Genomic DNA, 24,345 nt, shown 5'->3' with positions numbered 1-24,345 from the left:
CGAGTGCAATGGCATAAGGGAGCTTGACTGCGAGACCGACAGGTCGAGCAGGTGCGAAAGCAGGTCATAGTGATCCGGTGGTTCTGTATGGAAGGGCCATCGCTCAACGGATAAAAGGTACTCTGGGGATAACAGGCTTATCGCGTCCAAGAGTTCACATCGACGACGCGGTTTGGCACCTCGATGTCGGCTCATCGCATCCTGGGGCTGGAGCAGGTCCCAAGGGTTTGGCTGTTCGCCAATTAAAGCGGTACGCGAGCTGGGTTCAAAACGTCGTGAGACAGTTTGGTCCCTATCTGCCGTGGGCGTAGGAGAAGTGAGGGGATCTGTCCTTAGTACGAGAGGACCGGGATGGACGCACCGCTGGTGTACCAGTTGTCTCGCCAGAGGCATCGCTGGGTAGCTATGTGCGGAACGGATAACCGCTGAAAGCATCTAAGCGGGAAGCCAACCTCAAGACGACTTCTCCCGGGCGCAAGCCCCTGAAGCCCCCTCGAAGACGACGAGGTCGATAGGCCGGAGGTGTACGCGCTGTGAGGCGCTCAGCTGACCGGTACTAATAGGGCGTGCGGCTTGGTCTCCCTTTTCTCAGGTCGTAGGCGACCTGCTCGAGGTCGAGATCGAATTCCTTCGAAGTACGGAGTAGATGTGTGGCCCTCTGTGGCCCCGCGGTGCGGTGCTCTTCTTTTCCCTTCGTAACGGTTGTCGAGAGACCTCGTGGTCTCGCGTTCTTTCAAAGGTTTGCGGTGGCTATATCGGTGGGGTCACACCCGTTCCCATCCCGAACACGGTAGTTAAGCCCACCAGAGCCGATGGTACTGCACCGGAAGCGGTGTGGGAGAGTAGGTCGCTGCCGCATCTTTTCGTGCCCGCCAGAGCATCCGCTCTGGCGGGCTTTTTCTTTTGGCGCGCCCAGCTCGGCGCGGCGCCCGCCGGCCGCGGTCCGGCGGGCTGAACGACGCCCGGCGCGATGGGCCGGCCGGGTATACTCGCCCTTTCGCCGCAGCCCGCGGCGACGGAGGGATCGATGGCGCGCGCGATGGTCGGGGTGATCGGGGGGACGGGGCTGGGCGAGGCGCTGGGGGCCCTCGGCGGCGGCGAGGTCCGCGCGCTGGACACGCCCTTCGGCAGGCCCTCCGCGCCGATCACGCTCACCGAGGTGGGCGGGGTGCCGGTGGCGCTCCTCCCGCGGCACGGGGAGGGGCACATGCTCAACCCGTCGCAGGTCCCGTACCGCGCCAACATCTGGGCGCTGAAGTCGCTGGGCGTCACGCACGTGCTCGCGAGCGGCGCGGTCGGCAGCCTCCGCGAGGAGGTCGCGCCGCGCAACCTGGTCATCCCGGACCAGGTCATCGACAAGACCTTCCGCCGCGCCGGCACCTTCTTCGACGACCTCGCGGTCCACGTGGAGTTCGCGGCGCCGTTCTGCACCACCCTCCGCAACGTCCTCGTGAAGGCGGGCACCGGGTTCCCGGCGCGCGTGCACCAGGGCGGGACCTACGTCTGCATGGAGGGCCCGCAGTTCTCGACCCGCGCCGAGAGCGAGCTGCACCGGAGCTGGGGCGCGTCGCTCATCGGGATGACGGTGATGCCGGAGGCGAAGCTCGCGCGCGAGGCGGAGCTCTGCTACGCGCTCGTGGCGCTCCCGACCGACTACGACTGCTGGAAGCCGCACCCGGCCTCGGTGGACCAGGCGAAGCTCATCGAGGAGATCCTGGCGAACGTGAAGTCCGCCACGCAGAACGCGATCGAGCTGATCCGGCGGGCGATCCCGCACGTCGCCGCGCTCGAGAAGCCGTGCGCGTGCCAGTCGGCGCTGGCGCTCGCGATCTGGTCGGATCGCAGCCGGATCGCGCCGGCCACCCGCGAGAAGCTCCGGCCCATCCTGGAGAAGTACCTGGCCGGCTGAGCCGGCCGGTCAGGCGCCGGTGGCGGGCGGCTCCGGCGAACGGGGCCGGCGCAGCAGCGCCGCGACCCGCGCGAGATCCGCCACCAGGCCCGCGAGCGCCTCGCGGCGGGCCGCGTCGTCCGGCGCGCGCAGCACGGCCGACGGGTGCAGCGTCGCGATCACGACCTCCGCCAGCGGCGAGGGCACCGGCTGCCCGCGCCGCTCGGTCAGCCGGAAGCCGCGCCCCAGCAGCGCCTGCGCCGCGGTCGCCCCCAGGCACACCACCGCCCGCGGCCGCACCGCCGCGATCTCCGCCTCGAGCCAGGGGAGGCAGGCCCGCACCTCCCCCGCGTTCGGCTTCTGGTGGATGCGCCGCTTGCCGCGGGGCTCCCACTTGAAGTGCTTCACCGCGTTCGTCACGTAGGCGTCGCGCCGGTCCAGGCCCGCCGCCGCCAGCGCACGATCCAGCAGCCGTCCCGCGGGCCCGACGAACGGCTCGCCGGCGCGATCCTCGTCGTTGCCGGGCTGCTCCCCCACCAGCATCACGGTCGCGCCCGGCGGACCGGCGCCGAACACGGTCTGGGTCCCGCGCTCCCACAGCGGGCAGGCGGTGCAGCCCGCGGCGGCGCGCCGGAGCGCCGGCAGCGTGGCGCGCGCGGGCACGAGCGGGGCGGCGGTGCCGCCGGGGGGAGGGCGCCGTGGCATGCGCACAACCTGGGGCGGCGGCGGCCGCCGCGCCCGCGCGCGCCGGCGAGCAGGACGCGCGCTAGGCGCCGGGCGCGTCGAGCGCCAGGGCCGCGAGCTGGCGGACGTTCGCCGGGCACTCCAGCGCCGCGAGCTCGCCCCGCGTCACCCAGCGCGCCGCGTCCCACTCGTCGCAGGCGGCGAGGTCGCGGCCCGCCACGTCGGCCACGAACGCGAAGTTCAGGTGCAGGCCCTTCGATCCGGCCGGGTGCTCCTCGTAGCCGATGAAGCCCGGGGGCGAGCCGTCCACCCCGAGCCCGGCAGGGAACCGCCCGGTGAGGCCGGTCTCCTCGCGCAGCTCGCGCACCGCCCCCTCGAGCGGCGTCTCGCCCGGCTCGAGCTCGCCGCCCACCGGCAGCCAGGTGCCGAGCCGCCGGTGGCGGATGAGCAGCACGGCGCCGCCGTGGCGGCAGAAGACGGAGGTCGAGAAGGCGCGGCGCTCGGACATGGCCGCGCAGTATGCCACCGGGCGCCGGCCCGCGGGAGCTAGCCCCCGCCGGCGGCCCGATCGCGGACGCCGGCCTGCGGCGCCGGCGCGCCGGCGTCGGTGGCGGCGGCGAGGGCGCGCGGCCTGCCCCGGCCGCGGCGGCGGACCTTCTCCACCCAGACGAAGACCACCGGCACCACCCACAGCGTCAGCATGGTGGAGGTGACCACGCCGCCGATGACCGCGATGGCCATGGGCGCCCGGAACTCGCTGCCCATGCCCTTGCCGAGGGCGGTGGGGAGCATCCCGAGGATCATCGCGCCGCTGGTCATGAGGATGGGGCGCAGCCGGCGCGGGCCCGACCTGCGCACCGCGGTCTCCGGGTCGTCGCCCTCGCGCAGGTGCTGGAGCGCCCCGTCCACCAGCAGGATGGCGTTCTTGGTGACGAGCCCCATGAGCAGGATGATCCCGATCAGCGAGCCCATGTTCACCGTCTGGCCGGCGAGCCCCAGCCCCAGCACCGCGCCCACGATCGCGAGCGGCAGCGAGAGCATGATGGTGAACGGGTGGACGAACGACTCGAACTGGCTCGCCAGCACGATGAAGATGAACACCACCGCGATGAGCAGCGCCAAGCCCATGTTCGCCTGCGACTCGGCCTGCTCCTTCTGCATGCCGTCCCAGATGTACCCGTAGCCGGCCGGCAGCGGGCGCGCGCCGACCCGGGCGCGGAGCGCCTGCACCGCGCCGCCCAGGTCGTGGCCGGGCGCGATCTGCGCCCACACCGAGATGCTCCGCTCCCGCCGCTGGTGCTCGATCACCGCCGGGCTGGTCGAGCGCTCCAGCCGCGCGAGCTGCGCGAGCGCCACCGGCCCGCGGGGCGTCGAGATCCACATCCCGTCGAGCGCGTCGCGCGACTCCCGGTCGTCCCCGGCCAGCCGCACGCGGATCTCCGACTCGCGGCGCCCCTCGCGCAGCTTGCCCGCCACCTCGCCCTGGGTGGCCAGCCGCACCTGCAGCGCGACCGCGCCGGCCGGGACGCCCAGCCGCGCCGCCTCCTCCCGGTCCACCTCGACCTGCAGCTCGGGCTTCCCCGGCGAGTCCTTGAGCTGGATGTCGGTGAGCGCCGGGACCGCCCGCATCGCCTCGACCAGCCGCTCCGCCTCCTCGCGGAGCCGGGTGAAGTCGCGGCCGGTCACGTGCATGAGCACCGGCGGGAAGTCGCCGATGCCCTCGAGCATGGGCGGGTCCGAGACGGCCCGCGTCGCGAGCCGCTCGTCGGCCGCGAGCACGCCGCGGATCCAGTCCTTGTAGCTCTCCACGCCGTCGCGGCGGGCGTTCTTGTCCACCAGGTTGACCCGCCAGCGGACCTGCCGCGGGTCCTCCTGGTAGCCGATGGTCGCGTAGACCGCGGTCACCCCGGGCAGCGCGCGGACGCGGGCCTCCAGCGTGGCGCTGCGCCGCGAGGCGGTGGCGAGGCTGGTGCCCGGCGGGTACTCCAGGTTGACGATGAGCTGGTTGCGGTCCTCCTTGGGCGCGAACTCGGACCCGAGCAGCGGGGCCACCGCCAGGCTCGCGAGGAACAGCAGCGCGGCCGCCGCGAAGGTGAGGCCGCGGTGCCGGAGCACCCAGTCCAGCGTGCGCGCGTACACGCGATCGCTCGCGTCGAACCCGGCGCGGATCCGCCGCGCCACCGCGTGCTCGCGCCGCGCCTGGCCCGGGACGTGGGCGCGGACGAAGCGCGCCGAGAGCATCGGGTCGAGCGTGAACGCGACGAACAGCGAGATCAGCACGGCCACCGTGATGGTGAGGCCGAACTGACGGAAGAACTGGCCGGTGATGCCCTGCATGAATGCGACCGGGACGAACACCGCCACCAGCGTGAAGGTGGTCGCCATCACGGCCAGCGCGATCTCCTGCGTGCCGCGGCTGGCGGCCACCGCCGGCGGGTCGCCCGCCTCCAGGCGCCGGGTGATGCTCTCGCGGACCACCACCGCGTCGTCGATGAGCAGGCCGATCGCGAGCGAGAGGCCGAGCAGGGTGAGCTGGTTGAGCGAGAAGCCCATCCAGTACATCACGAACAGCGTGCCCACCACCGACGTCGGCAGCGCGAGCGCGGAGATGATCGTGCCGCGCACGTCCAGCAGGAACAGGAGGATGATGAGGATGGCCATGGCGCCGCCGAAGAAGATGGCGACCCACACCTCGTGCGCGTTGGCCTCGATGATCTCCGACTGGTCCACCAGGACCTGCGCCCGGAACCCGAGCTCGGCCTGGAGCTCGGGCAGGAGCCGCTTCACCTCGTTCGCGACCGCGGCGGAGTTCGCGCCGGCCTGCTTCACGACCTCGACCGCGACCGCGTCCACCCCGTCGGTCCGGACCAGCGTCTTCGGCTCCTTCGCGCCCTTGCGCACCAGGGCCACGTCGCCGAGCCGCACCAGCGAGCCGTCCTGCGCGGCGGCCACCGGCATGCGGCGGAGCGCGTCCACGTCCTGGAACTCGCCGCGCACGCGGATGCCGACCTCGCCGTCGCCGGCCGGGAGCTTCCCGCCGGGCAGGTCGAGGTGCTCGCCCTGCACGCGCCGGAACACCGCCTCCGGATCCAGCCCGACGGCCCGGAGCCGGTCGCGGGACAGGTCCACCGAGACCTCCGGCTCGGCGCCGCCCACGATGCGCACCGCCGCGACGCCCTCGAGCTGCTCGAGGCGCGGGCGCACCTGGTCGTCGAGCTGCTCGCGGAGCGCGATGGGGTCCTGCCCGGACGCCGCCGAGAACACGAGCACCGGCTGCGCCGCGACGTCGTACTGCGCGATCACCGGCGCCCGGGCGCCGAGCGGCAGCTCCCCCTGCGCGATGCCCACCTTGTCCCGGACGTTCTGGACCGCCTCGCCCAGCGGCACCGACAGCTCGAACTCGATGAACACCAGCGACACGTCCTCGCGCGAGGACGAGAACACCTTGTCGATCCCGGCGATGGAGGAGACGGCGTCCTCGATCGGCCGGGTGACGGTCTCCTCCACGTCGCTCGGGCTCGCGCCGGGGTACGTGGTGGTGACGGTGACGAACGGCATGCTGACGTCGGGGTAGAGATCCGTGCCGAGGCGGCGCAGGCCGAGCAGCCCGAGCACCACCAGCGTCACCGACATCATGGCGGTGAAGACGGGCCTGCGGATGGCGACGTCGGAGAGCGTCATCCACGCACCTGCGCCAGCGCCGTGCCCTCGGCGAGGCCGACCGGCGGGTCGGTGACCACGCGCAGCCCCTCCGGCCAGCCACCGCCCTCCGGCAGCACCACCGCCGCCTCGCCCTCCTCGGCGAGCAGGCGCACCGGCAGCGTCCGCGCCCTGCCGTCCCCGCCGGCCACCCACACCGCGTGACCCCCGGCGCGCTGCACCAGCGCCGCGGCCGGCACGCGCCACGCCTCGCGCTCCGCCCCGCGGGGCAGTTCGGCCCGCGCGTAGGCGTTCGCGAGGAAGTGGCCGCCGGCGTTCGCGACGGCGATCTCCACCGGCACGCGGTTCGTGGCGGGGTCCACCGCGGGGACCACCACCGTCACCACCGCGTCCGCGGCGCGCGCGCCGGTGCCGGGGAGGGACACCGTCGCGCGGGCGCCCGGGCGCAGCTCGGCAGCCTCGGCCTGCGTGAGGGAGGTCTCGAGGACCAGCTCGCGCGTGGTGACGAGCGTGACGAGCGGGACGCCGGGCGAGACGGCGATGCCCACGCCGTCCGGCACGCGCGTGACGACCCCGGGGAACGGCGCGACCAGCCGGTGGTGCGACAGGTGGACCCGCGCCTGCTCCGCCTGCGCCTGGGCCGCGGCGAGGTGCGCGGCGGAGAGGTCGCGCTGCGCGCGCGCCTGCGTGGCCTGCGCCTCCGACGCGCCCTCCTCGCGGCGGAGCCGCTCGGTGCGCGCGAGCGCGTCCTCCGCCAGCGCGAGCTGCGCCCGGGCGGCCGCCACCGCCGCCTCGGCCTGCCGGAGCGCCGCCGCGGCGGCGCCGGTGTCGAGCGCCGCCAGGAGCGCTCCCTCGCGCACCTCCTGGCCGCGGCGCACCGCGACGCGCTCCAGCGTGCCGGCCACGCTCAACGCCAGCGCCGAGGCCTGGCGCGCCTTCAGCGTCCCGGTGGCGGTGACGCGCGGCACGAAGCGGATGCGCTCCGGGGCGGCGAGGTGGGCGGCGGCGGCCGCCGGTCCCGCGGCGGGCGCGGGGGCGGTCGCCGGCGCGGGGGGCGGCGGGGGCCGGTCGGCGCCGCGGCGGCCGCAGGCGGTCGCGGCGATCGCGAGGAGCAGGGCGGGGCGGAGCGGCGGCATCGTCGGGTCTCCGGGGCTGACCGGCGGGTCAGGATGCGGTGCGGCGGGCGCGGGCGGAGGCGGCGCGCGCGGCGGGCCCGGCCATGCCCTCGTAGAAGATCGTCAGGAACGAGCGCGCCCAGCCGGCGAGGTCGGGCTTCTGGCGCAGCTCGGCCGTCCGCCGCACGAAGCCCTCGTAGGTGCCGACGAGCAGGTCGGCCACGGCGGCCGGGTCGATGTCGCGGCGGAGCCGGCCGGCGGCCTGCTTCGCGGCGATGCGATCGCGCAGCGCGCGCTGCAGGCGGCGCCGGAAGTCGGCCAGGCCACGGGTCCACTCCGGGCCCGCGGCCTCCAGCGCGCGGATCACGTGGCGGTTCCGCCAGAGCAGCTCGAGCGACTCCAGGTCGACCTCCACCTCGAACTCGAGCTGGGCGCGCAGGAGCGCCGGGCCGTCCTCGTCCCGGTGCGCCCGGTCGAAGCGGCGCTCGGCCTCCTCGCGGCGCCGGGTCTGGTCCTCCAGCGCGCCGTACAGCCGCTGCACGATCTCCGCGAACGCGGCGTCCTTGGTGCGGAAGTGCAGGTAGAAGGCGCCCTTGGAGATGCCGGCGCGGCGCGCGATGTCCTCGACGCGGGCGCGCGCGAGCCCGTGCCGGCAGATCTCCTCGCGGGCGGCCTCGAGCAGCGCCTCGTGGGCGCCGGGGGCGGGGCGTCGGGCCATGGCGACGTCCCTCGTACCGCGCCCCGCGCGCCGGCGCAACCGAGGCTGACCGACGGGTCAGGAATTGCGGGCCAACCCGGGCGGACCGGCGGCGCCGCCGCCCGCGGGGGCCCGGGGCGGCGTCATGGATCGAACGTGCCGGCCGCGCGCGCCAGGGCGAGCCGCGCCAGCCGGGCGTCGAGCGTGGCCGCGACCAGGCCGAGCTCGGCGGAGGACGCGGCGCTGGTGGCGTCCGCGACCTCGAGGTAGGTGGCCGCGCCGGCGGCGTGGGCCCGCTGGGCCTGCTCCAGCGCCTCGCGTGCCAGCGCCGCCTGCTCCTCGGCCTTGCGCGCGGAGGCCGACGCGCTGTCGAGGTCCAGCCGGGCGCGCCGGACCTCGTCGCGCGCCTTGTTCGAGGCGAGCGCGAGCGCCGCGTCGGCCTCGGCGGCGCGGTGGCCCGCCTCGGCGAGGTCGGCCTCGCGCCGGCCGCCGTCGAACAGCGTCCACTGGAGGCCGAGCAGGACGGTCCAGCCGGCGTGCTCGCCGGTGAAGCCGGTGATGCTGGCCCAGCGCCAGGTCCCGCTCACGCCGAGCGTGGGGAGGTAGGCCGCGACCGCCTCGCGGCGCTGACCCTGGGCCAGCGCCAGCCGCGCGCGGGCGGCCTCCACGTCCGGTCGGCGGGCGGCGCGCTCCTCCTGCGCCTGGGCGTCGGCCGACGGCGGCGGGGGCTCCGGGGGTCGCTCCACCTCGAAGTCCGCGTCGCGATCCAGCAGCGTGGCGAGGGCGAGCCGGGCCGCCGCGTACGCGTTGCGCGTCCGGATCAGCTCCTGCTCGGCGCGGGCGCGATCGGTGCGCGCCTTCAGCAGCGCCAGGCGCGGGGCGGCGCCCTGGGCGGCGAGGTGCTCGGCGTCCGTCTCGTGCTGCCGCCAGGTCTCGAGCGTCCGCTCCTGCACCGCGACCGCCTCGCGGAGGGTGGCCGCGCCGTAGTAGAGCTGCGCCACGCCGAAGAGCAGCTTCTGGCGCGTGTCGGCGACTTGCGCGCCCGCGACGTCCTCGGCCAGGTAGGCGTTGCGGATGGCCGGCCAGAGCCGCGGCGCGAGGAGCGCCTGCTTCACCTCGGCCTGCACCCCGTACTGCGTCTTCCGCTGCAGCTCCAGCTCCTCCATCGAGGTCGGGACGAGCGCGAGCGTGGTCGCCTCGCCGGGCAGGTTGCCGGGCGAGAACGGGCGGCCGGGATCGTACGGGGGGAGCGTCGCGCGCGGCGCGCTGGTGGGCCGGCCCAGGTCGCGGATCGCGAAGCTGGTGGGCAGGTCCAGCACCACGTCCTCGGAGTTCCAGGCGTAGGAGGCGCCCGCGGTCACCTGGGGCAGGTAGTGGCTCCACGCCTTGCGCGCGAGGGTGCGCGCCTGCGCGAGCCGCTCGTCGGCGATGCGCAGCTCGAGGCTGGCCTCGCGGGCGCGACGGAACGCGGCGTCGAGGGTGAGCACCGGCGGTGCGGTGCCGGGGTCGGCCGAGCCGGGGGCGCCGGCCTCCGCGGCCGCGGCGAGCGCGAGGGCGAGCAGGGTGGAAGGGATCATGGGGTGCTCCTCGAGGCAGGGGAGGGCGGCTCGGCCCCGCGCCGGAGCGCGGCCAGGCGGCGCGCCACGGCGGCGCGGCGGACCACGAGCACCGCCAGCGCGGAGTGGAGGACGAGCAGCGCCCCGAGCCAGGCGAGCTGCGGCGCGACCGCGCCGAGGTCGCCGGTCTTCATGACCAGCACCCGCAGGGCCCGCAGCGCGGGGGTGGCCGGGAACAGGGCGGTGGCGACCTCGACCGCGCGCGGGAGCTGGCCGGGGGGCCAGGTGAAGCCGGACGCGAGGAAGAGCGGCACCGAGAAGAACATCAGGAGCTGGAACGTGCCCATCCGGTCGCGCGCCAGGCTGGCGAGCCCGATCGCCACCGGGACCATCGTCACCGCGAACGCCAGCAGCAGCGCGGCGGTGGCGAGGACGCTCGGGCCGGCCCAGCCCATGGCGGGCATGAGCAGGAGGCCCACGAACGCGACGCCCGCCAGCCAGAACGGCGCGTGCGCGGCGGCCATGCCCAGCAGCCGCGCCAGCGGGAACGGCTCGCGGCCTGCGGCCGGCAGCCCGGCCTCGAGGCGCGCGCCCGCGCTGAACGCGAGCGAGACCACCACGAGCTGCTGCAGGACCACCAGGAAGATGCCGGCGGCGAGGTACCGGCCGTAGGAGCCGGTGGGGTGGTAGAGGAGCCGGTCGCCGGTGGCGATGGGCGCCGCGCGGGCGCGCGCCACGTCCGGCGGCACCCCCTTCGCGAGGAACGCTGCGGTGCGCACGCGCGCGCCGGTGGCGCCCGCGACCGTGACGGCGGCCGGGTACGCGATGGCCCACGTGTACAGGTTGGCGCCGCCGGCCCAGACCGCGAGCTGGGCCTGCTCACCTCGCTTCAGGCGGCGAGAGAAGTCGTCCGGGACGACCAGCAGGAGCTCGGCCTCGTCCCGCCGCAGCGCGGCCACGCCCTCGTCCAGCGACGCGACGCGGCGGTCGATGCGGAGCTCGGGGGTGGCCTCCAGCTCGAGGGTGAGGCGGCGCGAGAGCGCCGAGCCGTCCAGGTCGAGCAGCAGCGCCGGGCGGTCGCGCGAGTCCTCGGCGTGGTACAGGTACGCGACGATCACCGGGTAGAGCAGGGGGATCGCGAGCAGCACGAGCAGGATGGATCGCTCGCGGAAGATCCTCCCGCGCTCCTCGCGCGCGCTCGCGCGCAGCACGTCCAGCCAGGCGCCGGCGGTCATGCGGCCCCCCGCGCGCGCGCCCGGGCCGCCAGCGCCCGGGCCCCGCGCGACGCCGCGATCACCGCCACGAAGCCCGCGGCCTGGGCAGCGAGCCAGCCGAGCGGGCCGGCCAGGTCCCGCAGCGCGGCGGGCTCGTGCAGGAAGATCCGGAGCGCGCGGCCGAACGGGGTGAACGGGAGCGCGCTCGCGATCGCGCGGATGGGCCCGGGGATGACGTCCCAGGGCCAGGTGAGCCCGGAGAACATGAGCGACAGCATCCCGAGCAGCAGGGTCGACTGGAACGCGAACGGCCCGCCGCCGAGGAGCGCCGCGACGGCCGCCGCGAACAGGAGCTCCGCCCCCACGAACGCGAGCAGGGAGAGCGCGACCACCGGGGGCGGGCTGGCGGGGTGGATCCCGTCGATGCGCAGCAGGCCGTACGTGGAGAGCACCGCCAGGGCGAGCGCCACCACCAGCACCGCGGCCCACCGGCCCAGCGCCTCGGCCGGGCGGCGCGCCGGATCGGCCGGCCAGATCACCGACCAGGCCAGGAACAGCGTCACGAGGTGCACGAAGAACAGCGCGAAGGCCGGGGCGAGGTACACCGCGAAGCTGGCGCCCGGGTTGCGCGCGAGCGCCTCGGTGACCACCACCGGCGCGGCCTTCGCGAGCGCGGCCGAGGGCGGGGTGCCGAGCTTCTGGAGCACGCCCAGCTCGACGCCCGCGGACACCGTGGCGAGCACCTTCGCGATGGTGCGCGAGGCGGTGCGCCCGACCAGCACGTTGCTCATGTCCACGGCGACGAGGACCTCCGCGCGGCGACCGCGCTTCAGGTCGGCCGAGAAGCCGTCGGGCACCAGGACCACGCCGGCCAGCGTCCCGCGGTCGAGCGCCGCCTGCGCCGCCGCGAGCGTCGGAGGCGGATCGGTGAGCACCCGGAGCTCGGGGGTGGCGTCCAGGTACCGGGCCACGGTGCGCGATGGGCCCGTCCCGTCCAGGTCGAGGACGGCGAGAGGCAGCTCGCGCATCACGCGCTGCTGGTAGGTGGCGATGGTGAGCCAGCTCGCGCCGAGGAACACCGCCAGCATCAGGCGGTAGCGCGGGCTCGCGGCGAGCCCTCGCAGGTGGGCGAGGAAGGCGGCGCGGAACCCCACGGCTCACCTCGCGGCCGCGGGCAGCACCGGCGTGAAGCGCGCCGTCATGCCCGGGCGAAGCTCGGGATCGGGCTGGCGCGGCCGGGCCTTCACCTCGAACGTGCGCAGGTCGAAGCTGCCCTTCTCGCCGGTGGCGCGCCAGGTGGCGAAGTCGCCCAGCGGGGCCACCGAGAACACCGTCATGGGCAGGCGCCGGCGCAGCGCCGGCACCTCGACGTCCAGGTCGGTCCCGACCTTCACCGCGCCCAGCAGGTCCTCGCGCACCGGGAACACCGCCCAGGCGTCGGTCCGGTCCACCAGCGTGAGGATGGGGTAGCCGGTGGCGGCGAGCTCGCCGCGGTGGACCAGGATCTTCGCCACCTCGCCGCCGATGGGCGCGGTCTGGACCGTCTCGCGGCCGTAGCTCTCCACCTCGGCCAGGCTCCCCTGGCCCTGCCGGACCAGCGCGCGCAGCGCCTCGACCTCCTCGGCGCGGGCGCCCTTGATCACCAGGTCGTTCCGCGCCTGCGCGACCGCGAGCTGGTCCCGGGCGGCCTTGAACTTGAAGTCGGCCTCGTCGAACGCGGCCTGGGTGATGGTCCCGGTGGCGAGCAGGGCGGTGGCGCGCTCGTGCGCCTTGGTGGCGACGTCCAGCTGGCTGCGGGCGGTGTCGAGCGCGCGGCGCGCCTGCTGCCGCTCCTCGGCGCGCGCGCCGCGCTCGGCGATCTGGAGCCGGGCGCGGGCCGCGTCCACCGCCGCCTTCACCTGGTCGATCTTCGCGGCGACCTCCTGGCTCTCGATGGTGACGAGCTCCTGGCCCTCCTTCACCGGATCGCCCTCGCGCACCGCCAGCGCCTTCACGCGGCCGGGGATCTTGGAGGCGACGTCGATCTCGGTCGCGTCCACCAGGCCGGTGATGGGCGCCGGCGCGCGATCGCCGCAGGCGGCGAGGAGCGCGGCGTGCGCGAGGAGCAAGGGGAGGAGGCGGCGGGTCATCTCAGGCTCCGATACCGTCGAGGAGGAGGCGCACGAAGTCGCGCAGCACGGCCTCGCGCGCGCGGGCGGCGCGCAGGTCGGTGGACCACAGCGCCTCCAGGAACGGGCGCTGCAGGAAGTAGCCGAGGAACAGGGCGTTGACGCTCATGGTGAGCGTCCGCGGGTCCAGGTCGGCGCGGAACGCGCCCTGGGCCACGCCGCGCCGCACCACCGCGTGGATGGGGTCGAGGTTCGCGGCGATCCGGTCGGCGAGGAGCTTGCGGCCGCGGCGGGCGCGCGAGAGGGCCTCCCAGCCCATCAGCCGCACGAAGTCCTCGTGATCGGAGAGGAACCCGAAGAAGCGGCGCACCAGCGCCTCCACCTCCTCGCGCGGCGCCGCGCGCGCGCCGGCGGCGGTGGGCTCGGCGGCCGCGAGCGCGCGCGTCAGGTGGGCGTCGAGCACGGCGCGGTACAGGCCGTCCTTGTCGCCGAAGTAGGCGTAGATCATCCGCTTGTTCACGCCGGCGCGCGCCGCGATGTCGTCGATGCGCGCGCCGTCGTAGCCGTGCTCCGCGAACGCGCGGCCGGCGGTCTCGAGCAGCCCGGCCCGGGTGGCCTGCGCGTCGCGCTTGCGGGGTGGGGACGATGCCATGGTGAAGTATATAACCGGTTAGTTACTTCCGGACCGCGCTCTTCTAGCGCGCGGACCGCGCCGGATCAAGCGGGGTGGGTGCGGCGGAGCGACGCCGCGCCGGGAGTGAGAGGCTAGGTGGGGATCACGAAGTAGAACGCCGCGCCGCGGCCCGGCTCGCTCTCCACCCACGCCTGCCCGCCGTGCGCCTCGACGATGCCGCGCACGATGAACAGCCCCAGGCCGTGGCCGCGCTTCTGGTCGCCCGCCGGCTGCCAGTAGCGGTCGAACAGGTGCTCGCGGATCTCCGGCGCGATGCCGGGGCCGCGGTCCACCACCCCGAAGCGCAGGCCGCCGCCGTACCGCTCGGCGGTGATCACGACCTCCTCGCCGTCCGGCCCGAACTTCAGCGCGTTCCCGACCAGGTTCGCGATCACCTGCGCCATGCGGTCCGGATCCCAGGCCGGCACCGGCAGGTCCGGCGCGAGGCGCACCGCGATGCGCTGGCGGCGCTCCGCGGCCAGCGCCTCGAGCGGCTCGGTGGCCCGGGCCACCACCGCCGCGGGCGGCTCGGGCCGGCGGTCGAGCTGCAGCCGCCCGGCCTCGATGCGGGCGAGGTCCAGCAGCCCCTCGATGAGCCGGTTCATGCCGCGGACGGTGCGCTCCAGCTTCGCCAGGAGCGCGTCGCCCTGCGGGCGGCGCGGCTCGTCCACCAGGCGCGCCAGCCGCTGGATGCCCAGCAGCAGCGCGGACATCGGGTTCTTGAGGTCGTGCGAGACGATCGACAGCGTGTCCTCCCGCGCCCGCACCGCGCGCTCGACCTCCTCGAACAGCAGCGCGTTCTCGAGCGCCATGGCGGCCCGCGCCGCGAGGTCCTCGGCCAGCGCCAGGTCGTGGCCGCTGTAGCGGCGGGTGGACTCGGCGAACGCGAGCGTCATCACCGCGCGCGTCCGGCCGCGCACCCGCAGCGGGACGATCATCCAGGACCGTGCGCGGAGCCGGCGCAGCGCGGCCAGGTCGGCCGGCTCGGCGGGATGGGTCGGCGGGGGATCCGGCACCAGCTCGGCGCGCCCGCTCGCCACCACCGCGGCGAGCCCCTGCGCCGCCGGGCCGGCGAGCGGGACGGTGCGGGGCAGGGTGCTCGAGAGCGGCGCGAGGTCCGGGTTCCAGTGCTCGGCGGCGACGCGCTCGGCCTGATCGTCGCGGACCAGGTGGACCAGGCACCAGTCGGCGAGGTGCGGAACCACCAGCCGCGCGAGCTTGCCCAGCGTGGCGCGGTGCCCGCGCGCGTCCTCGAACAGCGCGCCGGTGACCTCGTACAGGAACGCGATGCGACGCTGCGTCTCCTCGAGCTGCGCGCGCGCGTCCAGGTCGGCCGCGGCCTGGGCTGCGGCGTCGGGCGCACCCGAAAGGGGCTGGGTGGCGTCCATTCGGAGGCGACTCTAGGCCGCATGTGGGACGAACACAACCTGCCCGGGAGGCCAGCAGGCGCCCCTCAGCGGCGGATCCAGAGCGCCAGCCGATCGGCGATGGCATCCGGCGCCAGGACCGCGTCCGCGAGCCCCGCCGCCTGCGCCGCGCCGGGCATGCCGTCCACCGCGCAGGAGGCGGCGTCCTGCGCCACGACCCGCCCGCCGGCGCGCCGGAGGTCGGCGAGCCCGTCCACGCCGTCCCGGCCCATGCCCGACAGGATCACGCCGACGGCGCCGGCGCCGTACGCCGCCGCCACCGAGCGGAACAGCGGGGTGCCGGAGGGACGGAAGCCGCCCACCGGTGCCTCGTCGGTGACGGTCGCGCGCGCGCCGTCGGCGGTGACGCCCAGGTGGCGGTCGTCCGGCGCGACGTGCACCACGCCCGGCTCGAGGAGCGCACCGTCGCGGGCGACGCGCGCCGGGAGCGGACCGGCGGAGGCGAGCCAGCGCGCGAAGCCCTCCGCGAAGCCGAGCGCGATGTGCTGCACCACCAGCACCGGCGCCGGGAAGGCGGCGGGGAGCCGGGCCAGGATGCGCTGCAGCGCGGCCGGCCCGCCGGTGGAGGCGGCCACCGCCACCACGCGGCCGCGAGGGACGTCGGGCGGGGCGGCCGCGGGCGGCGCGGCGCGGCGCGCGGACTCGGGGCGGCGCAGCAGCGCCACGCGGCTCATGGCCTTCACCGTGGTGACGAGCCGGCGGGCGTCCTCGGCGAAGCCGGGGGAGCCGGGGCCGCGCGGCTTGGGCAGCGCCGCGAGCGCGCCGGCGGCCAGCGCCTTCATCGACAGCGTCACCTCGTTCACGTCGAGCGAGGTGACGATGACGATGGGCGTGGGCCGCTCGGCCATGATCTGCGCGGTGGCCTGGATGCCGTCCACCGGCATCATCATCACGTCCATGGTGATGGCGTCGGGCCGCAGCGCGCGCACCAGCGCCAGCGCCTCGGCGCCGTCGGACGCCTGGCCCACCACCTCGAGCTCCGGATCGGCCGAGAGGATGCCCACCAGCAGCTGGCGGGCGGTGGGCATGTCCTCGACCACGAGCACGCGGATCATGGTCACCCCAGCAGCCGTTCCAGCGTGTCGAGCAGGCTCCGCTGGTCGAACGCGCTCTTCACCAGGTACGCGCTGGCGCCTGCGGCGAGGCCGCGCGCGCGGTCCGCCTCGGCCTCGCGCGCGGTCACCAGCACCACCGGCAGGGCGGCCAGGGCCCTCGAGGCGCGCACCGCCTCGGTGAGCGCGAAGCCGTCGAGCCGCGGCATCTCCACGTCTGCCACCAGCGCGTCCGCGCCCTCGCGCTCCAGGATGGCCCAGGCCTCCGCGCCGTCGGCGGCGGTCGCGACCCGGTACCCCGCGGTCTCGAGGATCGAGCGCTCCAGCGCGCGGGTGGTGGGCGAGTCGTCCACCAGCAGGACGCGCGGCCTCCGCCGCGGCGCGGCCGCGGCCGGCGCGAGCGAGGCGGTGGGCCGGCCCATCGCCGAGGCCACCACCGCCGGCACGTTCAGCACGAGCGCCACGCCGCCGTCGGGGAGCAGCGCCGCGCCGGCGAGGTGGGGCAGGGCGCGGACGCGGGCGCCGAGCCCGCGCACGCGGAGCTCCTGCTCGGCGACGAGCGCGTCCACCGCCAGGGCCACCGCGCGTCCGCCCGCGGCGACCACGGCGAGCTGCAGCGGCGCGCGACCGCCCGCCGGCGCCGCGGCCGGCAGGCCCAGCACCTCGGCGAGCGCGACGGCCGGCACCGGCTCGCCGTCCACGGTCACGGTGTCCCGCCCGCCCAGCGGCCGCAGGCCGTCCGGGTGGACCTGCAGCAGCCGGCGGAGCTGGCTCGCCGGGATGGCCACCGACTCGCCGCCGCAGGAGACCACCAGCGCGCGCAGCGCCAGCAGCGTGAGCGGCACCACCAGCACGAAGCGGGTCCCGTGCCCGGGCCGGGTCTCCACGTCCACCGCGCCCTGCAGCGCCTCCACCGCGGCGCGGACGGCGTCCAGGCCCACCCCCTGGCCCGACACCTCGGTGACCTGCGGCGCGGTGGTGAACCCGGGCAGGAAGACGCGGCGCGCCAGCGCCCGCGCGTCCGCCGCCTCGGGCAGCCCGCCGCGCTCGGCCCGGCGCCGGATGGCGTCGAGATCGAGGCCGGCGCCGTCGTCCTCGACCGCGATCTCCACCTCGCCCCCGCGCAGCACCGCCGTCACGCCGATCCGTCCGCGCGCGGGCTTGCCGGCGGCGGCGCGCGCCGAGGGGGACTCCAGCCCGTGGTCCACCGCGTTCCGCACCAGGTGCAGGAGCGGCGCCCGGAGCGCGTCCGCGACCGCCCGGTCGAGCGAGACCTCACCGCCGGCGATCGAGACGTCCACCTCCTTGCCGGCGCCGCGGGCCACGTCCCGCGCGGCCCGCTCCAGCCCGGCGCAGGCCTCGGCGAACGGCACCATGCGCAGCGCGCGGAGCTCCTCGGCGAGCGGCTCGACGGCCTGCGCCACGCGGCGCCGGGCCGACGCGCCCGCCGCGGAGAGGCGCTCCAGCTCCGACTCCAGCCGCGCGAGGCGCGCCGCCTGCCGGCCCGCGGCGGCCTGGGCGGCGGCCGGCGCCGCGGCCCGGCCGAGCGCGTCGCGCAGCACCCGCTCGTCGTCCGCCCACTCCGCCCGCCAGCGGCGGACCTCCGCCTGCAGCGCCTCCAGCGGCGCGCGCGCGCCCTCGCCCGCGTGGCGGGCCGCCCGCAGCTCGGCCTCGAGCGCCTGCAGCCGGTCGAGGCGGGCCGCGTCCAGCCGGACCGAGCCCGCGCCGGCGCCGGACGGCTCGGCGGGCCGCACCACCGCCGAGAGGGGCGAGCCCTCGCGCTCGCCGGGGCCACGCAGCCGCCGCCCGGCCTCCTCGATGGCGTCCACCGCGTCGAGGAGCTCGTCCACCAGCGGCCGCGCCTCCTCCGGCGGCCGGTCGCGCGCCGCCGCCAGCGTCCGCTCCATGCGCGCCGCCTGCGCCTCCACCGCCTCCACGCTGGCCGCGCGCGACGACCCCTTCACGCTGTGGACGGTGCGGAAGATGCGCTGGAGCAGCTCGGCGCGGTCCGGTCCGGGCGCCCGCTCGAGCGCGAGCAGGTCGGCGGTCAGGCTGCGCACGTGGTCCTCGAGCTCGCCGAGGAACGTGGCCCGCAGCAGCGCCTGGAGGCGATCGGCGTCCATGGCGGGCGCGGCGCTAGGCGGCCCGGTCCGGCTCGGAGAGCAGCTGCGTGAGCCGCACCGCGAGCGTGGAGAGGTCCTGGACCGCCTGCTCGGTCTGGCGGATGGCCTGGACGGTCTGGTCGGTGGTCTGCTTCACGTCGCGCATGGCCTGGTTGATCTGCCCGAGCCCCTGGGCCTGCTGCGTGGCGGTGGCGGACATGTGCCTCGAGGTCTCGGCCAGCTCGGCGATGGCGCCGGCGAGCGAGTGGATGGTCTCGCCGGCGCTGCGGGCCGCGTCGGTCGCCTGGGCCATCCCCTTCGAGTACTGCTCGGTCGAGACCACCGAGCGGCTCGCCATCTTCTGGATCTCGCCCAGGATGCGCCGCACCTCCACGGTGGCCTTCTTGGCCTGCTCCGAGAGCGACTTCACCTCGGCCGCGACCACCGAGAAGCCCTTGCCCTGCTCGCCGGCGCGCGATGCCTCGATGGCGGCGTTGAGCGCGAGCAGGTTGGTCTGGTCGGAGATCTCGTTCACCAGGTTGACGATGTCGCCCACCGCCTGCGTCTGCTCGGCCAGCCGGACGATGCTCTCGGCCACCGAGTCGGCCTGCTCCTTCGCCGCGGTCATCGCGCCGACCGCGCGCTCCACCGCGCGGCGGCCGTCCTGCCCGATCTCGTCGGAGCGCCGCGCCGTCTCGGCCGCCGCCTGCGCCCGCTGCGCCGCCTGCGACGACATCTGCGCCAGCTCCTCGACCACCGCGACCGTCTCGGTGACCGCCCCCGCCTGCTCCTGCGCGCCGGTGGCCTGCTGGTTGGTGGAGGTGACGATCTGGTTCGTGCCGGTGGCGAGCCGCGTGGCCGTGTCCCGCACCGCCGCCAGGAGCGCCTCCACCTGGCGCCGCATCGACTGCTCCTTGGTGAGGCCGCTGCGGACCTTCTCGGTCATGGCGTCGAACGAGCGCCCGAGCGCGGCGACCTCGTCCTGGCCGGGCACCGCGGCGCGGGCCTCGAGGTCGCCGGTGGCGAGCCGGTCGGCCGCCGCGGCGAGCCGGCCGATGCGGCGCGTGGTGTCGCGCGTGACCGTCAGCACCGCCGCGAGGACGGCGATCACCAGGATCGCGAACAGCACCTGCACCACCCGGAACTGGCGCACGCGGCCGGCGGTCACCTGCGCGGCCACCGCCGAGTCGCCCTGCAGCTGGGTCAGGTAGCGCTCGTGGATCTCGCGGAACCGGTCGAGGTCGGCCTGCGCCTCGGCGCGGCCGGGCGCGGCCATGACGCGGGCGAGCAGGGGCCGGAGCTCGTTCGTCCACGTCCCCTCGCGCGCGCGGAGCGAGGCCACCACCCGCGGGTCGCGGATGGGCTCGGTGCCGGCCTCGGGGTCGCCCTGGAGCAGCACGCGGTAGCGCTCGTCCAGCGCGGTCATGGTGTGCACCAGCGCCTCGCGGGTGCGGGCGCGCTCGGCCGGCGCGTCGAACAGCCGCTCCGAGAGATCGAGCGCCTGGTACCGCAGCACCGCGCCCTCGACCAGCTTGGCGGTCCACTCCTCCTCGCCGTGCAGGCCGGCGAGCATCCACAGGTTCAGGCCGATGAGCACCGCGGCCGCGGCGAACAGCGCGAGGGCGGAGCCCCCGAGGCGGAAGCCGAGCGATCGGCTCCGGCGGATCTGGGTCTGCATCAGGTCACCTCGGTCGGGAGCGAAGGGGCGTCCACGGCGAGCCGTGGGTCGCGGAGCAGGGCCGGGCCGTCGAGCAGCGCCAGGCCGGCGGCGGTGACGCCGCGCACGTACTCGGGCCGGGCGCGGCGCGGGGCGGCGGGGGCGGGGAGCAGGTCGTCCGGGACCAGCTCGTCGAGCCCGTCCACCTCGTCGGCGAGGAGCGCCAGCTCGGCGCGCTCCGCCCCGAGGACGACGAGGCGGGTGCGCTCGCCGGCGGGGACGGGCGGCGCACCCAGGTACTCCCGGACGTCGATCACGTCCACCAGCTCACCGCGCAGGTTCGCGAGGCCGGCCACGAACGCGGGCGCCCCGGGCAGCCTCGCCAGCCGCGGCGGCCGCGCCACCTCGCGGACCACCGCGGTCTCGAGCGCGTAGCGCTCGCCGCCCAGCCGGAACGCCAGCACCGGGCGGGCGCCGGCCGGGCGCGGGGCGGGCGGGGGCGCGGCGAGCGCGCGCGCCCGGGCCTGGAGCGCGGCGCGGGCGGCGTCGCCGGACGGGCGCGCGCCGGCGCCCAGCGCCGACGCGGCGCGGGCCAGCCGGTCCACCAGGGCCTTCCAGTCGATCGGCGCGCCGGCGCGCCTTCGTTCACCCGCGGTCATCGCCTCCGCCGAGCAGCTCGAGCTGCGCCGATGCTACCTCGGAAAGGGGGCCCGCGCACCGCCCGTCGCCCAGCGGCAGGGGGGCATCCGGGGGCAGGGCGGCGCAGATGCGCCGGACGTTGCGCCAGGACCGGCGGGCGCCGACCGCGTCGCCGGCGCGAGCGAGCAGCCCGGCGAGCTGCGCGTGCGCGACCGCCAGGCCCGGGTCGAGGTACAGGCACCTGCGGACCGCCTCCAGCGCGACGTCCACCCGGCCCAGCTCGGCGAGGACCGCGGCGTGGAGGAGGTGCAGCTCGGGGGCGAGCGGGTGCGCCTCCGCGGCGCGCGCGGCCAGCGCCTCCGCCCGCGCCGGATCTCCGGCGTTCGCCGCGGCGCGGACCAGCGTGGCGGCGCCCTCCGGCGTGGCGAGGAGCGCGCCGGCGCGGTCCACGACGGCCCGCCAGTCGCCGCGCCGGAGCGCATCGAGCGCGCCGGCCGCGTCCGGTGCCGGGGCGGCGGGCGCGGGGAGGGCCGGCGCCGGCGGTGGCGGCGGCGGCGCGGCGGCGGGGCGCGCCGGGGTCCCCGGCGCGATCGGACGGCGCGCGGGCCGGTCGCGCCGCGCGGCGGGCGCGCCGTGCGCCGGGCGGTGGTAGACGACGCCGGCCGCGGTGGAGATCGGCTCGAACGGCGCGAGCCCGCCGAGCGGCGGATCCGCCAGCCCGGTGAGCAGCCAGCCGCCGGGGGCGAGCGCGGCGTGGAGGCGGCGCGCCACCGCGGCCACCACCTCGCGCTCCAGGTACATGAGCGCGTTGCGGCACAGGACCAGGTCCACGCCCGCGGTGCCGGTCCGCGGCGACGGGTAGGTGTCGTCGGCGAGGTTCAGGTACTCGAAGCGCACCCGCGCGCGGATCCGCGGGGGGACCTTCCAGCGCTCGCCCTCCCGCAGCAGCAGGCGCGCCGCCGTGGCGCGCTCGGGGCCGCGGAGCGACCAGTCGCCGTACGCGCCGGCGCGGGCGCGGGCCAGCGCCGGGCGCGAGATGTCGGTGCCGAGCACGCGCGACCGCTCGCCCACGCCGGCCTGCTCCAGCGTGAACGCGAGCGTGTACGCCTCCTCGCCCGTCGCGCACGCGGCGCTCCAGGCCCGGAGCGCGTGCCCCGCCGGGCGGCTCGCCGCGAGGGCGGGCACGACGCGGTCGCGGACCAGCGCGAGCTGCGCCGGATCGCGGAAGAAGTACGTCTCGCCCACGGTCACGGCGGTCACGAGGTCGGCCACCGCGAGCCGCCCGTCGCGCAGCCGCTCGGCGTAGGCGCGCGGATCGGTGAGCCCCGCCGCACGCATCGCGCGGCGCGCGGCCTGCTCCACCTCGGGGCGGCGGTGCGCGGGGATGCGGAGCCCGGCGTGGCGCGCCACCTCCGCCGCGACCTCGGCGAAGGCGGGATGCGACCACGCGCCCGGGGGGGAACCCGCCGTCATGACCGGCGGCCCGGGGTCGCGGCGCCGGGCGGGCGTTCCGGATCGGACATGGGAGCGCAGTCTATCCGAGCCCGGGCCGCGGCGGGCCGCGCGCGCGCGGCGGCGCTGCGCCGGCTCCGCGCAGCCCCACCGGTGAGCACCCGTCGCGCTTGCCTCGCGGGTGCGCGGGGCGTTTGCTCGCTCCCAGGGGGCAACCGTGGACACGCCGTTCGAGGGCGGCGAGCGCGGGACCGTCGATCGGCTGCGGCAGGACGAGGCGACCCTGGAGCAGCAGGTCGCCGAGGCGCGCAGGCAGGCGGCGGCCACGCTGGAGCGCGCGCGGCGCGAGGCCGAGGCGCTGGCGGCGAGCGCGCGTCACGAGGCGGAGCGCGCCGCCGAGGCGCTGCGGGCTGCCGCCGCCGAGGCCCAGGATCGCGCGCAGGAGGCGGCGCTTGCCGCGTGCGAGTCCGACCGGGCCGAGGTGGCGCGCCGCGCGGGCGCGAACCGCGCGCGGGCGCTGGCGTGGCTGCGCGCGCGCGTGCGGGGGGAGCCGTGATCCTGCCGATGGCGCGCGTGGAGGTGCTCGGGCCGCGGGACCTGCTCCCGCGGGCGCTCGAGCTGCTCCAGGCGAGGGGCGCCGTGGAGCTCCGCCCGGCGCCCGCCGCGGCGCGCCCGGCGGCACCGCTCCCGGGCGCGCCCGAGCGGGCGGCGCGCCTCTCCGAGGCGGTACGCCAGATCGACGCGCTCGCCGGCCGGCTCCCGCCCGCGCGCGCGGAGGCCGCGCCGCTGGAGCTGCCCGAGCCCGGCACGCAGGCGCTCCTCGACCGGCTGGCGGCGCTGGAGTCGGAGCTGGCGCGGATCGAGGCGCGCCGCGCCGCGCTCGCCGAGGAGCGCGAGGCCACCGCGCGCTTCGCCCGGCTCGTGGTGGCGCTCGCGCCGCTGACGCACGGCGTGGACCCCGCGGCCGAGCCGGAGCTGCACGGCCTGGTGCTGCGCACCGACGCGGCGGCGCTGGCGCTGCTCGAGTCGGAGGTGCGCCGGCTGTCGGGCGGCGCCTGCGAGGTGAAGGCGCGGCCGCTCGACGCGGAGCACACCGGCGTGCTGGTGGTGGTCCCGCGCGCGGCGGGGCGCGCGCTGACCGCCCTGTTCTTCGAGCGCGGCGTGGACGAGGTGCGCCTCCCGCCGGCGTACGGCGGGCGGCGCCTGCTCGACGTGCTCCTCCTGCTGTCGGCGCGGGCCCGGGCGCTGCCCGAGGAGATCGCCGCGGCCGACGCGGCGCTGGCGCGGCTCGCCGCCGGGCTCGCCCCGGCGCTCGCGCGCGCGCGCGCCCGGGCCGAGGGCGAGCTGGCGCGGCTCCAGGCCATGGGCAGCTGCGGCGAGACCCGCTTCGCGTTCGTGGCCACCGGCTACATGCCCGCCGGGCAGGTCGCGGCGCTCCGGGCGGCCGTGGCCGCCGAGCTCGGCGACCGGCTCACGGTCCTGGCGGAGCGGCCGCGGCGGTCGGAGTGGCCGCGCGTCCCCGTGGTGCTCCGCAACCGCCGCTGGCTGCGTCCCTTCGAGCGGCTCCTCGCGCTCGTCTCGCTCCCGCGCTACGGCTCGGTCGACCCGACGCCCTGGCTGGCGCTGTTCTTCCCGCTGTTCTTCGGCCTGGTGCTGGGCGACGTGGCGTTCGGCGTGGCGGGGGTGGCGGGGTCGCTCTGGGCGCGCCGGCGCGGCTGGGGCGGGCGGGCGGGTCGCGACCTCGCCTGGGTGGCGCTGTGGTGCTCGGCGTCGTCGGCGATCTTCGGCCTGCTCTACGGCGAGGCGCTGGGCGAGCTCGGGGCCCACCTCGGGCTGCACCCGCTGCTGCTGGACCGGCGGCGGGCGTTCATGACCTTCCTCGGCGGCGTGCTCGCGCTCGGCGGCGTCCACGTGCTCCTGGGGATGGGGCTCGGCGTCGCGTCGGCGCTGCGCGAGCGGCACCTGCGCGAGGCGGTCGGCCGGGCGGCGAAGCTGGTGCTCCTCGTCGCGGCCGCGGCGAGCGCCGCCGCGCTGGCGGGGAAGCTGCCGCAGGCGGCGCTGCGGCCGGCGCTCTTCGGCACGCTGGGCGCGCTCGCCGTGGCGGTGGGGGCCGAGGGGCCCATGGCCGTGCTCGAGCTCGTGCTCGGGCTCGGCAACGTCCTGTCCTACGCCCGGCTCATGGCGCTCGGGCTCGCCTCGGCGATGCTCGCCGAGGTGGCGAACCTGATCGCCGCGACGCTCGAGCCCGCGCCGGTCGGCGTCGCCATCGGCGTGCTGCTGCACGCCGTCAACTTCAGCCTGTGCCTCATCAGCCCGATCGTGGCGGCGCTGCGCCTTCACTACGTGGAGTTCTTCGAGAAGTTCTACCAGGAGGGCGGCGAGCCGTTCCGGCCGTTCGCCCTCGAGGCATGACCGAAGGGA

The 24,345-nt window shown here is 76.8% G+C and carries 19 protein-coding genes and 2 rRNA genes (1 of these 21 cut by a window edge); 5 read left to right on the top strand and 16 right to left on the bottom strand.

The features are described 5' to 3' along the window. The 3 genes from ANAEK_RS13530 to mtnP form a co-directional block, all read left to right on the top strand. Window positions 1-581: ribosomal RNA gene (locus ANAEK_RS13530) — 23S ribosomal RNA — on the top strand (it extends 2,399 nt beyond the left edge of the window). 161 nt (window positions 582-742) lie between these two features. Then, window positions 743-859 (top strand): 5S ribosomal RNA (gene rrf, locus ANAEK_RS13525). A gap of 168 nt (window positions 860-1,027) precedes the next feature. Beyond that, complete coding sequence (mtnP, locus tag ANAEK_RS13520; RefSeq protein WP_012526696.1) at window positions 1,028-1,909, top strand: S-methyl-5'-thioadenosine phosphorylase; 882 nt, start codon at window positions 1,028-1,030, stop codon at window positions 1,907-1,909. Between the two features lie 9 nt (window positions 1,910-1,918). Here mtnP and ANAEK_RS13515 read toward each other — a convergent pair whose 3' ends face one another. The 16 genes from ANAEK_RS13515 to ANAEK_RS13440 form a co-directional block, all read right to left on the bottom strand. Next, window positions 1,919-2,593: a UdgX family uracil-DNA binding protein gene (locus ANAEK_RS13515; protein ID WP_012526695.1), complete on the bottom strand. Its 675-nt coding sequence runs from the start codon at window positions 2,591-2,593 to the stop codon at window positions 1,919-1,921. A gap of 61 nt (window positions 2,594-2,654) precedes the next feature. Then, on the bottom strand, window positions 2,655-3,080 hold the full coding sequence (locus ANAEK_RS13510) for an NUDIX hydrolase (RefSeq protein WP_012526694.1): 426 nt from the start codon (window positions 3,078-3,080) through the stop codon (window positions 2,655-2,657). A gap of 38 nt (window positions 3,081-3,118) precedes the next feature. After that, window positions 3,119-6,253, bottom strand: coding sequence for an efflux RND transporter permease subunit (locus ANAEK_RS13505; protein ID WP_012526693.1), 3,135 nt, complete (start codon window positions 6,251-6,253; stop codon window positions 3,119-3,121). Continuing rightward, window positions 6,250-7,368 carry an efflux RND transporter periplasmic adaptor subunit gene (locus tag ANAEK_RS13500; RefSeq protein WP_012526692.1) on the bottom strand — a complete coding sequence of 373 codons (1,119 nt, stop codon included), beginning with the start codon at window positions 7,366-7,368 and terminating at the stop codon, window positions 6,250-6,252. The genes ANAEK_RS13505 and ANAEK_RS13500 overlap by 4 nt, the downstream gene beginning before the upstream one ends. Window positions 7,369-7,396: 28 nt before the next feature. Beyond that, on the bottom strand, window positions 7,397-8,065 hold the full coding sequence (locus ANAEK_RS13495) for a TetR/AcrR family transcriptional regulator (protein WP_012526691.1): 669 nt from the start codon (window positions 8,063-8,065) through the stop codon (window positions 7,397-7,399). 122 nt (window positions 8,066-8,187) lie between these two features. Beyond that, window positions 8,188-9,621, bottom strand: coding sequence for a TolC family protein (locus tag ANAEK_RS13490; protein ID WP_012526690.1), 1,434 nt, complete (start codon window positions 9,619-9,621; stop codon window positions 8,188-8,190). Continuing rightward, a complete protein-coding gene (locus ANAEK_RS13485) occupies window positions 9,618-10,835 on the bottom strand; it encodes an ABC transporter permease (RefSeq protein ID WP_012526689.1) in 1,218 nt (405 codons plus the stop codon). The genes ANAEK_RS13490 and ANAEK_RS13485 overlap by 4 nt, the downstream gene beginning before the upstream one ends. Further along, window positions 10,832-11,968: an ABC transporter permease gene (locus ANAEK_RS13480; RefSeq protein ID WP_012526688.1), complete on the bottom strand. Its 1,137-nt coding sequence runs from the start codon at window positions 11,966-11,968 to the stop codon at window positions 10,832-10,834. The genes ANAEK_RS13485 and ANAEK_RS13480 overlap by 4 nt, the downstream gene beginning before the upstream one ends. 3 nt (window positions 11,969-11,971) lie before the next feature. Continuing rightward, window positions 11,972-12,943 (bottom strand): HlyD family secretion protein, encoded by a 972-nt coding sequence (locus ANAEK_RS13475; RefSeq protein WP_012526687.1) that lies wholly within the window; start codon window positions 12,941-12,943, stop codon window positions 11,972-11,974. A gap of 1 nt (window position 12,944) precedes the next feature. Further along, a complete protein-coding gene (locus ANAEK_RS13470; RefSeq protein WP_012526686.1) occupies window positions 12,945-13,574 on the bottom strand; it encodes a TetR/AcrR family transcriptional regulator in 630 nt (209 codons plus the stop codon). A gap of 113 nt (window positions 13,575-13,687) precedes the next feature. After that, window positions 13,688-14,983 carry a GAF domain-containing sensor histidine kinase gene (locus tag ANAEK_RS13465; protein ID WP_012526685.1) on the bottom strand — a complete coding sequence of 432 codons (1,296 nt, stop codon included), beginning with the start codon at window positions 14,981-14,983 and terminating at the stop codon, window positions 13,688-13,690. Window positions 14,984-15,048: 65 nt separating this feature from the next. Next, window positions 15,049-16,077: a chemotaxis-specific protein-glutamate methyltransferase CheB gene (gene cheB / locus ANAEK_RS13460; RefSeq protein ID WP_012526684.1), complete on the bottom strand. Its 1,029-nt coding sequence runs from the start codon at window positions 16,075-16,077 to the stop codon at window positions 15,049-15,051. Between the two features lie 2 nt (window positions 16,078-16,079). Further along, entirely contained in the window at window positions 16,080-18,197 is a 2,118-nt protein-coding gene (locus ANAEK_RS13455) for a response regulator (protein ID WP_012526683.1), read from the bottom strand. 13 nt (window positions 18,198-18,210) lie between these two features. Further along, window positions 18,211-19,854 carry a methyl-accepting chemotaxis protein gene (locus ANAEK_RS13450; RefSeq protein ID WP_012526682.1) on the bottom strand — a complete coding sequence of 548 codons (1,644 nt, stop codon included), beginning with the start codon at window positions 19,852-19,854 and terminating at the stop codon, window positions 18,211-18,213. Then, window positions 19,854-20,492, bottom strand: a complete 639-nt coding sequence (locus ANAEK_RS13445; RefSeq protein ID WP_012526681.1) for a chemotaxis protein CheW — start codon at window positions 20,490-20,492, stop codon at window positions 19,854-19,856. The genes ANAEK_RS13450 and ANAEK_RS13445 overlap by 1 nt, the downstream gene beginning before the upstream one ends. Then, complete coding sequence (locus ANAEK_RS13440) at window positions 20,479-21,945, bottom strand: protein-glutamate O-methyltransferase CheR (protein WP_012526680.1); 1,467 nt, start codon at window positions 21,943-21,945, stop codon at window positions 20,479-20,481. Before ANAEK_RS13440 ends, ANAEK_RS13445 begins: the two co-directional genes overlap by 14 nt. A gap of 196 nt (window positions 21,946-22,141) precedes the next feature. On the opposite strand from ANAEK_RS13440, the gene ANAEK_RS13435 reads away from it, so the two are divergent. Both ANAEK_RS13435 and ANAEK_RS13430 read left to right on the top strand, forming a co-directional pair. Continuing rightward, window positions 22,142-22,480 (top strand): hypothetical protein, encoded by a 339-nt coding sequence (locus ANAEK_RS13435; RefSeq protein WP_012526679.1) that lies wholly within the window; start codon window positions 22,142-22,144, stop codon window positions 22,478-22,480. Then, window positions 22,477-24,336 carry a V-type ATP synthase subunit I gene (locus tag ANAEK_RS13430; protein WP_232288213.1) on the top strand — a complete coding sequence of 620 codons (1,860 nt, stop codon included), beginning with the start codon at window positions 22,477-22,479 and terminating at the stop codon, window positions 24,334-24,336. Before ANAEK_RS13435 ends, ANAEK_RS13430 begins: the two co-directional genes overlap by 4 nt. Window positions 24,337-24,345 lie beyond the last annotated feature (9 nt).

It is taken from the genome of Anaeromyxobacter sp. K (assembly GCF_000020805.1).
GTDB classification, from domain to species: domain Bacteria; phylum Myxococcota; class Myxococcia; order Myxococcales; family Anaeromyxobacteraceae; genus Anaeromyxobacter; species Anaeromyxobacter dehalogenans.
Note: the sequence above shows the minus strand (reverse complement) of the source record. Positions and strands in the feature narration are given on the sequence as shown.

Excerpts from the sequence above, each read along its gene's own strand:
- ANAEK_RS13470 (WP_012526686.1), bottom strand. The coding sequence starts at position 13,574 with ATGGCATCGTCCCCACCCCGCAAGCGCGACGCGCAGGCCACCCGGGCC.
- ANAEK_RS13465 (WP_012526685.1), bottom strand. The coding sequence starts at position 14,983 with ATGGACGCCACCCAGCCCCTTTCGGGTGCGCCCGACGCCGCAGCCCAG.
- ANAEK_RS13495 (WP_012526691.1), bottom strand. The coding sequence starts at position 8,065 with ATGGCCCGACGCCCCGCCCCCGGCGCCCACGAGGCGCTGCTCGAGGCC.
- cheB (WP_012526684.1), bottom strand. The coding sequence starts at position 16,077 with ATGATCCGCGTGCTCGTGGTCGAGGACATGCCCACCGCCCGCCAGCTG.
- ANAEK_RS13500 (WP_012526692.1), bottom strand. The coding sequence starts at position 7,368 with ATGCCGCCGCTCCGCCCCGCCCTGCTCCTCGCGATCGCCGCGACCGCC.
- ANAEK_RS13485 (WP_012526689.1), bottom strand. The coding sequence starts at position 10,835 with ATGACCGCCGGCGCCTGGCTGGACGTGCTGCGCGCGAGCGCGCGCGAG.
- ANAEK_RS13515 (WP_012526695.1), bottom strand. The coding sequence starts at position 2,593 with ATGCCACGGCGCCCTCCCCCCGGCGGCACCGCCGCCCCGCTCGTGCCC.
- ANAEK_RS13455 (WP_012526683.1), bottom strand. The coding sequence starts at position 18,197 with ATGGACGCCGATCGCCTCCAGGCGCTGCTGCGGGCCACGTTCCTCGGC.
- ANAEK_RS13450 (WP_012526682.1), bottom strand. The coding sequence starts at position 19,854 with ATGCAGACCCAGATCCGCCGGAGCCGATCGCTCGGCTTCCGCCTCGGG.
- ANAEK_RS13505 (WP_012526693.1), bottom strand. The coding sequence starts at position 6,253 with ATGACGCTCTCCGACGTCGCCATCCGCAGGCCCGTCTTCACCGCCATG.
- ANAEK_RS13440 (WP_012526680.1), bottom strand. The coding sequence starts at position 21,945 with ATGACGGCGGGTTCCCCCCCGGGCGCGTGGTCGCATCCCGCCTTCGCC.
- ANAEK_RS13490 (WP_012526690.1), bottom strand. The coding sequence starts at position 9,621 with ATGATCCCTTCCACCCTGCTCGCCCTCGCGCTCGCCGCGGCCGCGGAG.
- mtnP (WP_012526696.1), top strand. The coding sequence starts at position 1,028 with ATGGCGCGCGCGATGGTCGGGGTGATCGGGGGGACGGGGCTGGGCGAG.
- ANAEK_RS13475 (WP_012526687.1), bottom strand. The coding sequence starts at position 12,943 with ATGACCCGCCGCCTCCTCCCCTTGCTCCTCGCGCACGCCGCGCTCCTC.
- ANAEK_RS13510 (WP_012526694.1), bottom strand. The coding sequence starts at position 3,080 with ATGTCCGAGCGCCGCGCCTTCTCGACCTCCGTCTTCTGCCGCCACGGC.
- ANAEK_RS13445 (WP_012526681.1), bottom strand. The coding sequence starts at position 20,492 with ATGACCGCGGGTGAACGAAGGCGCGCCGGCGCGCCGATCGACTGGAAG.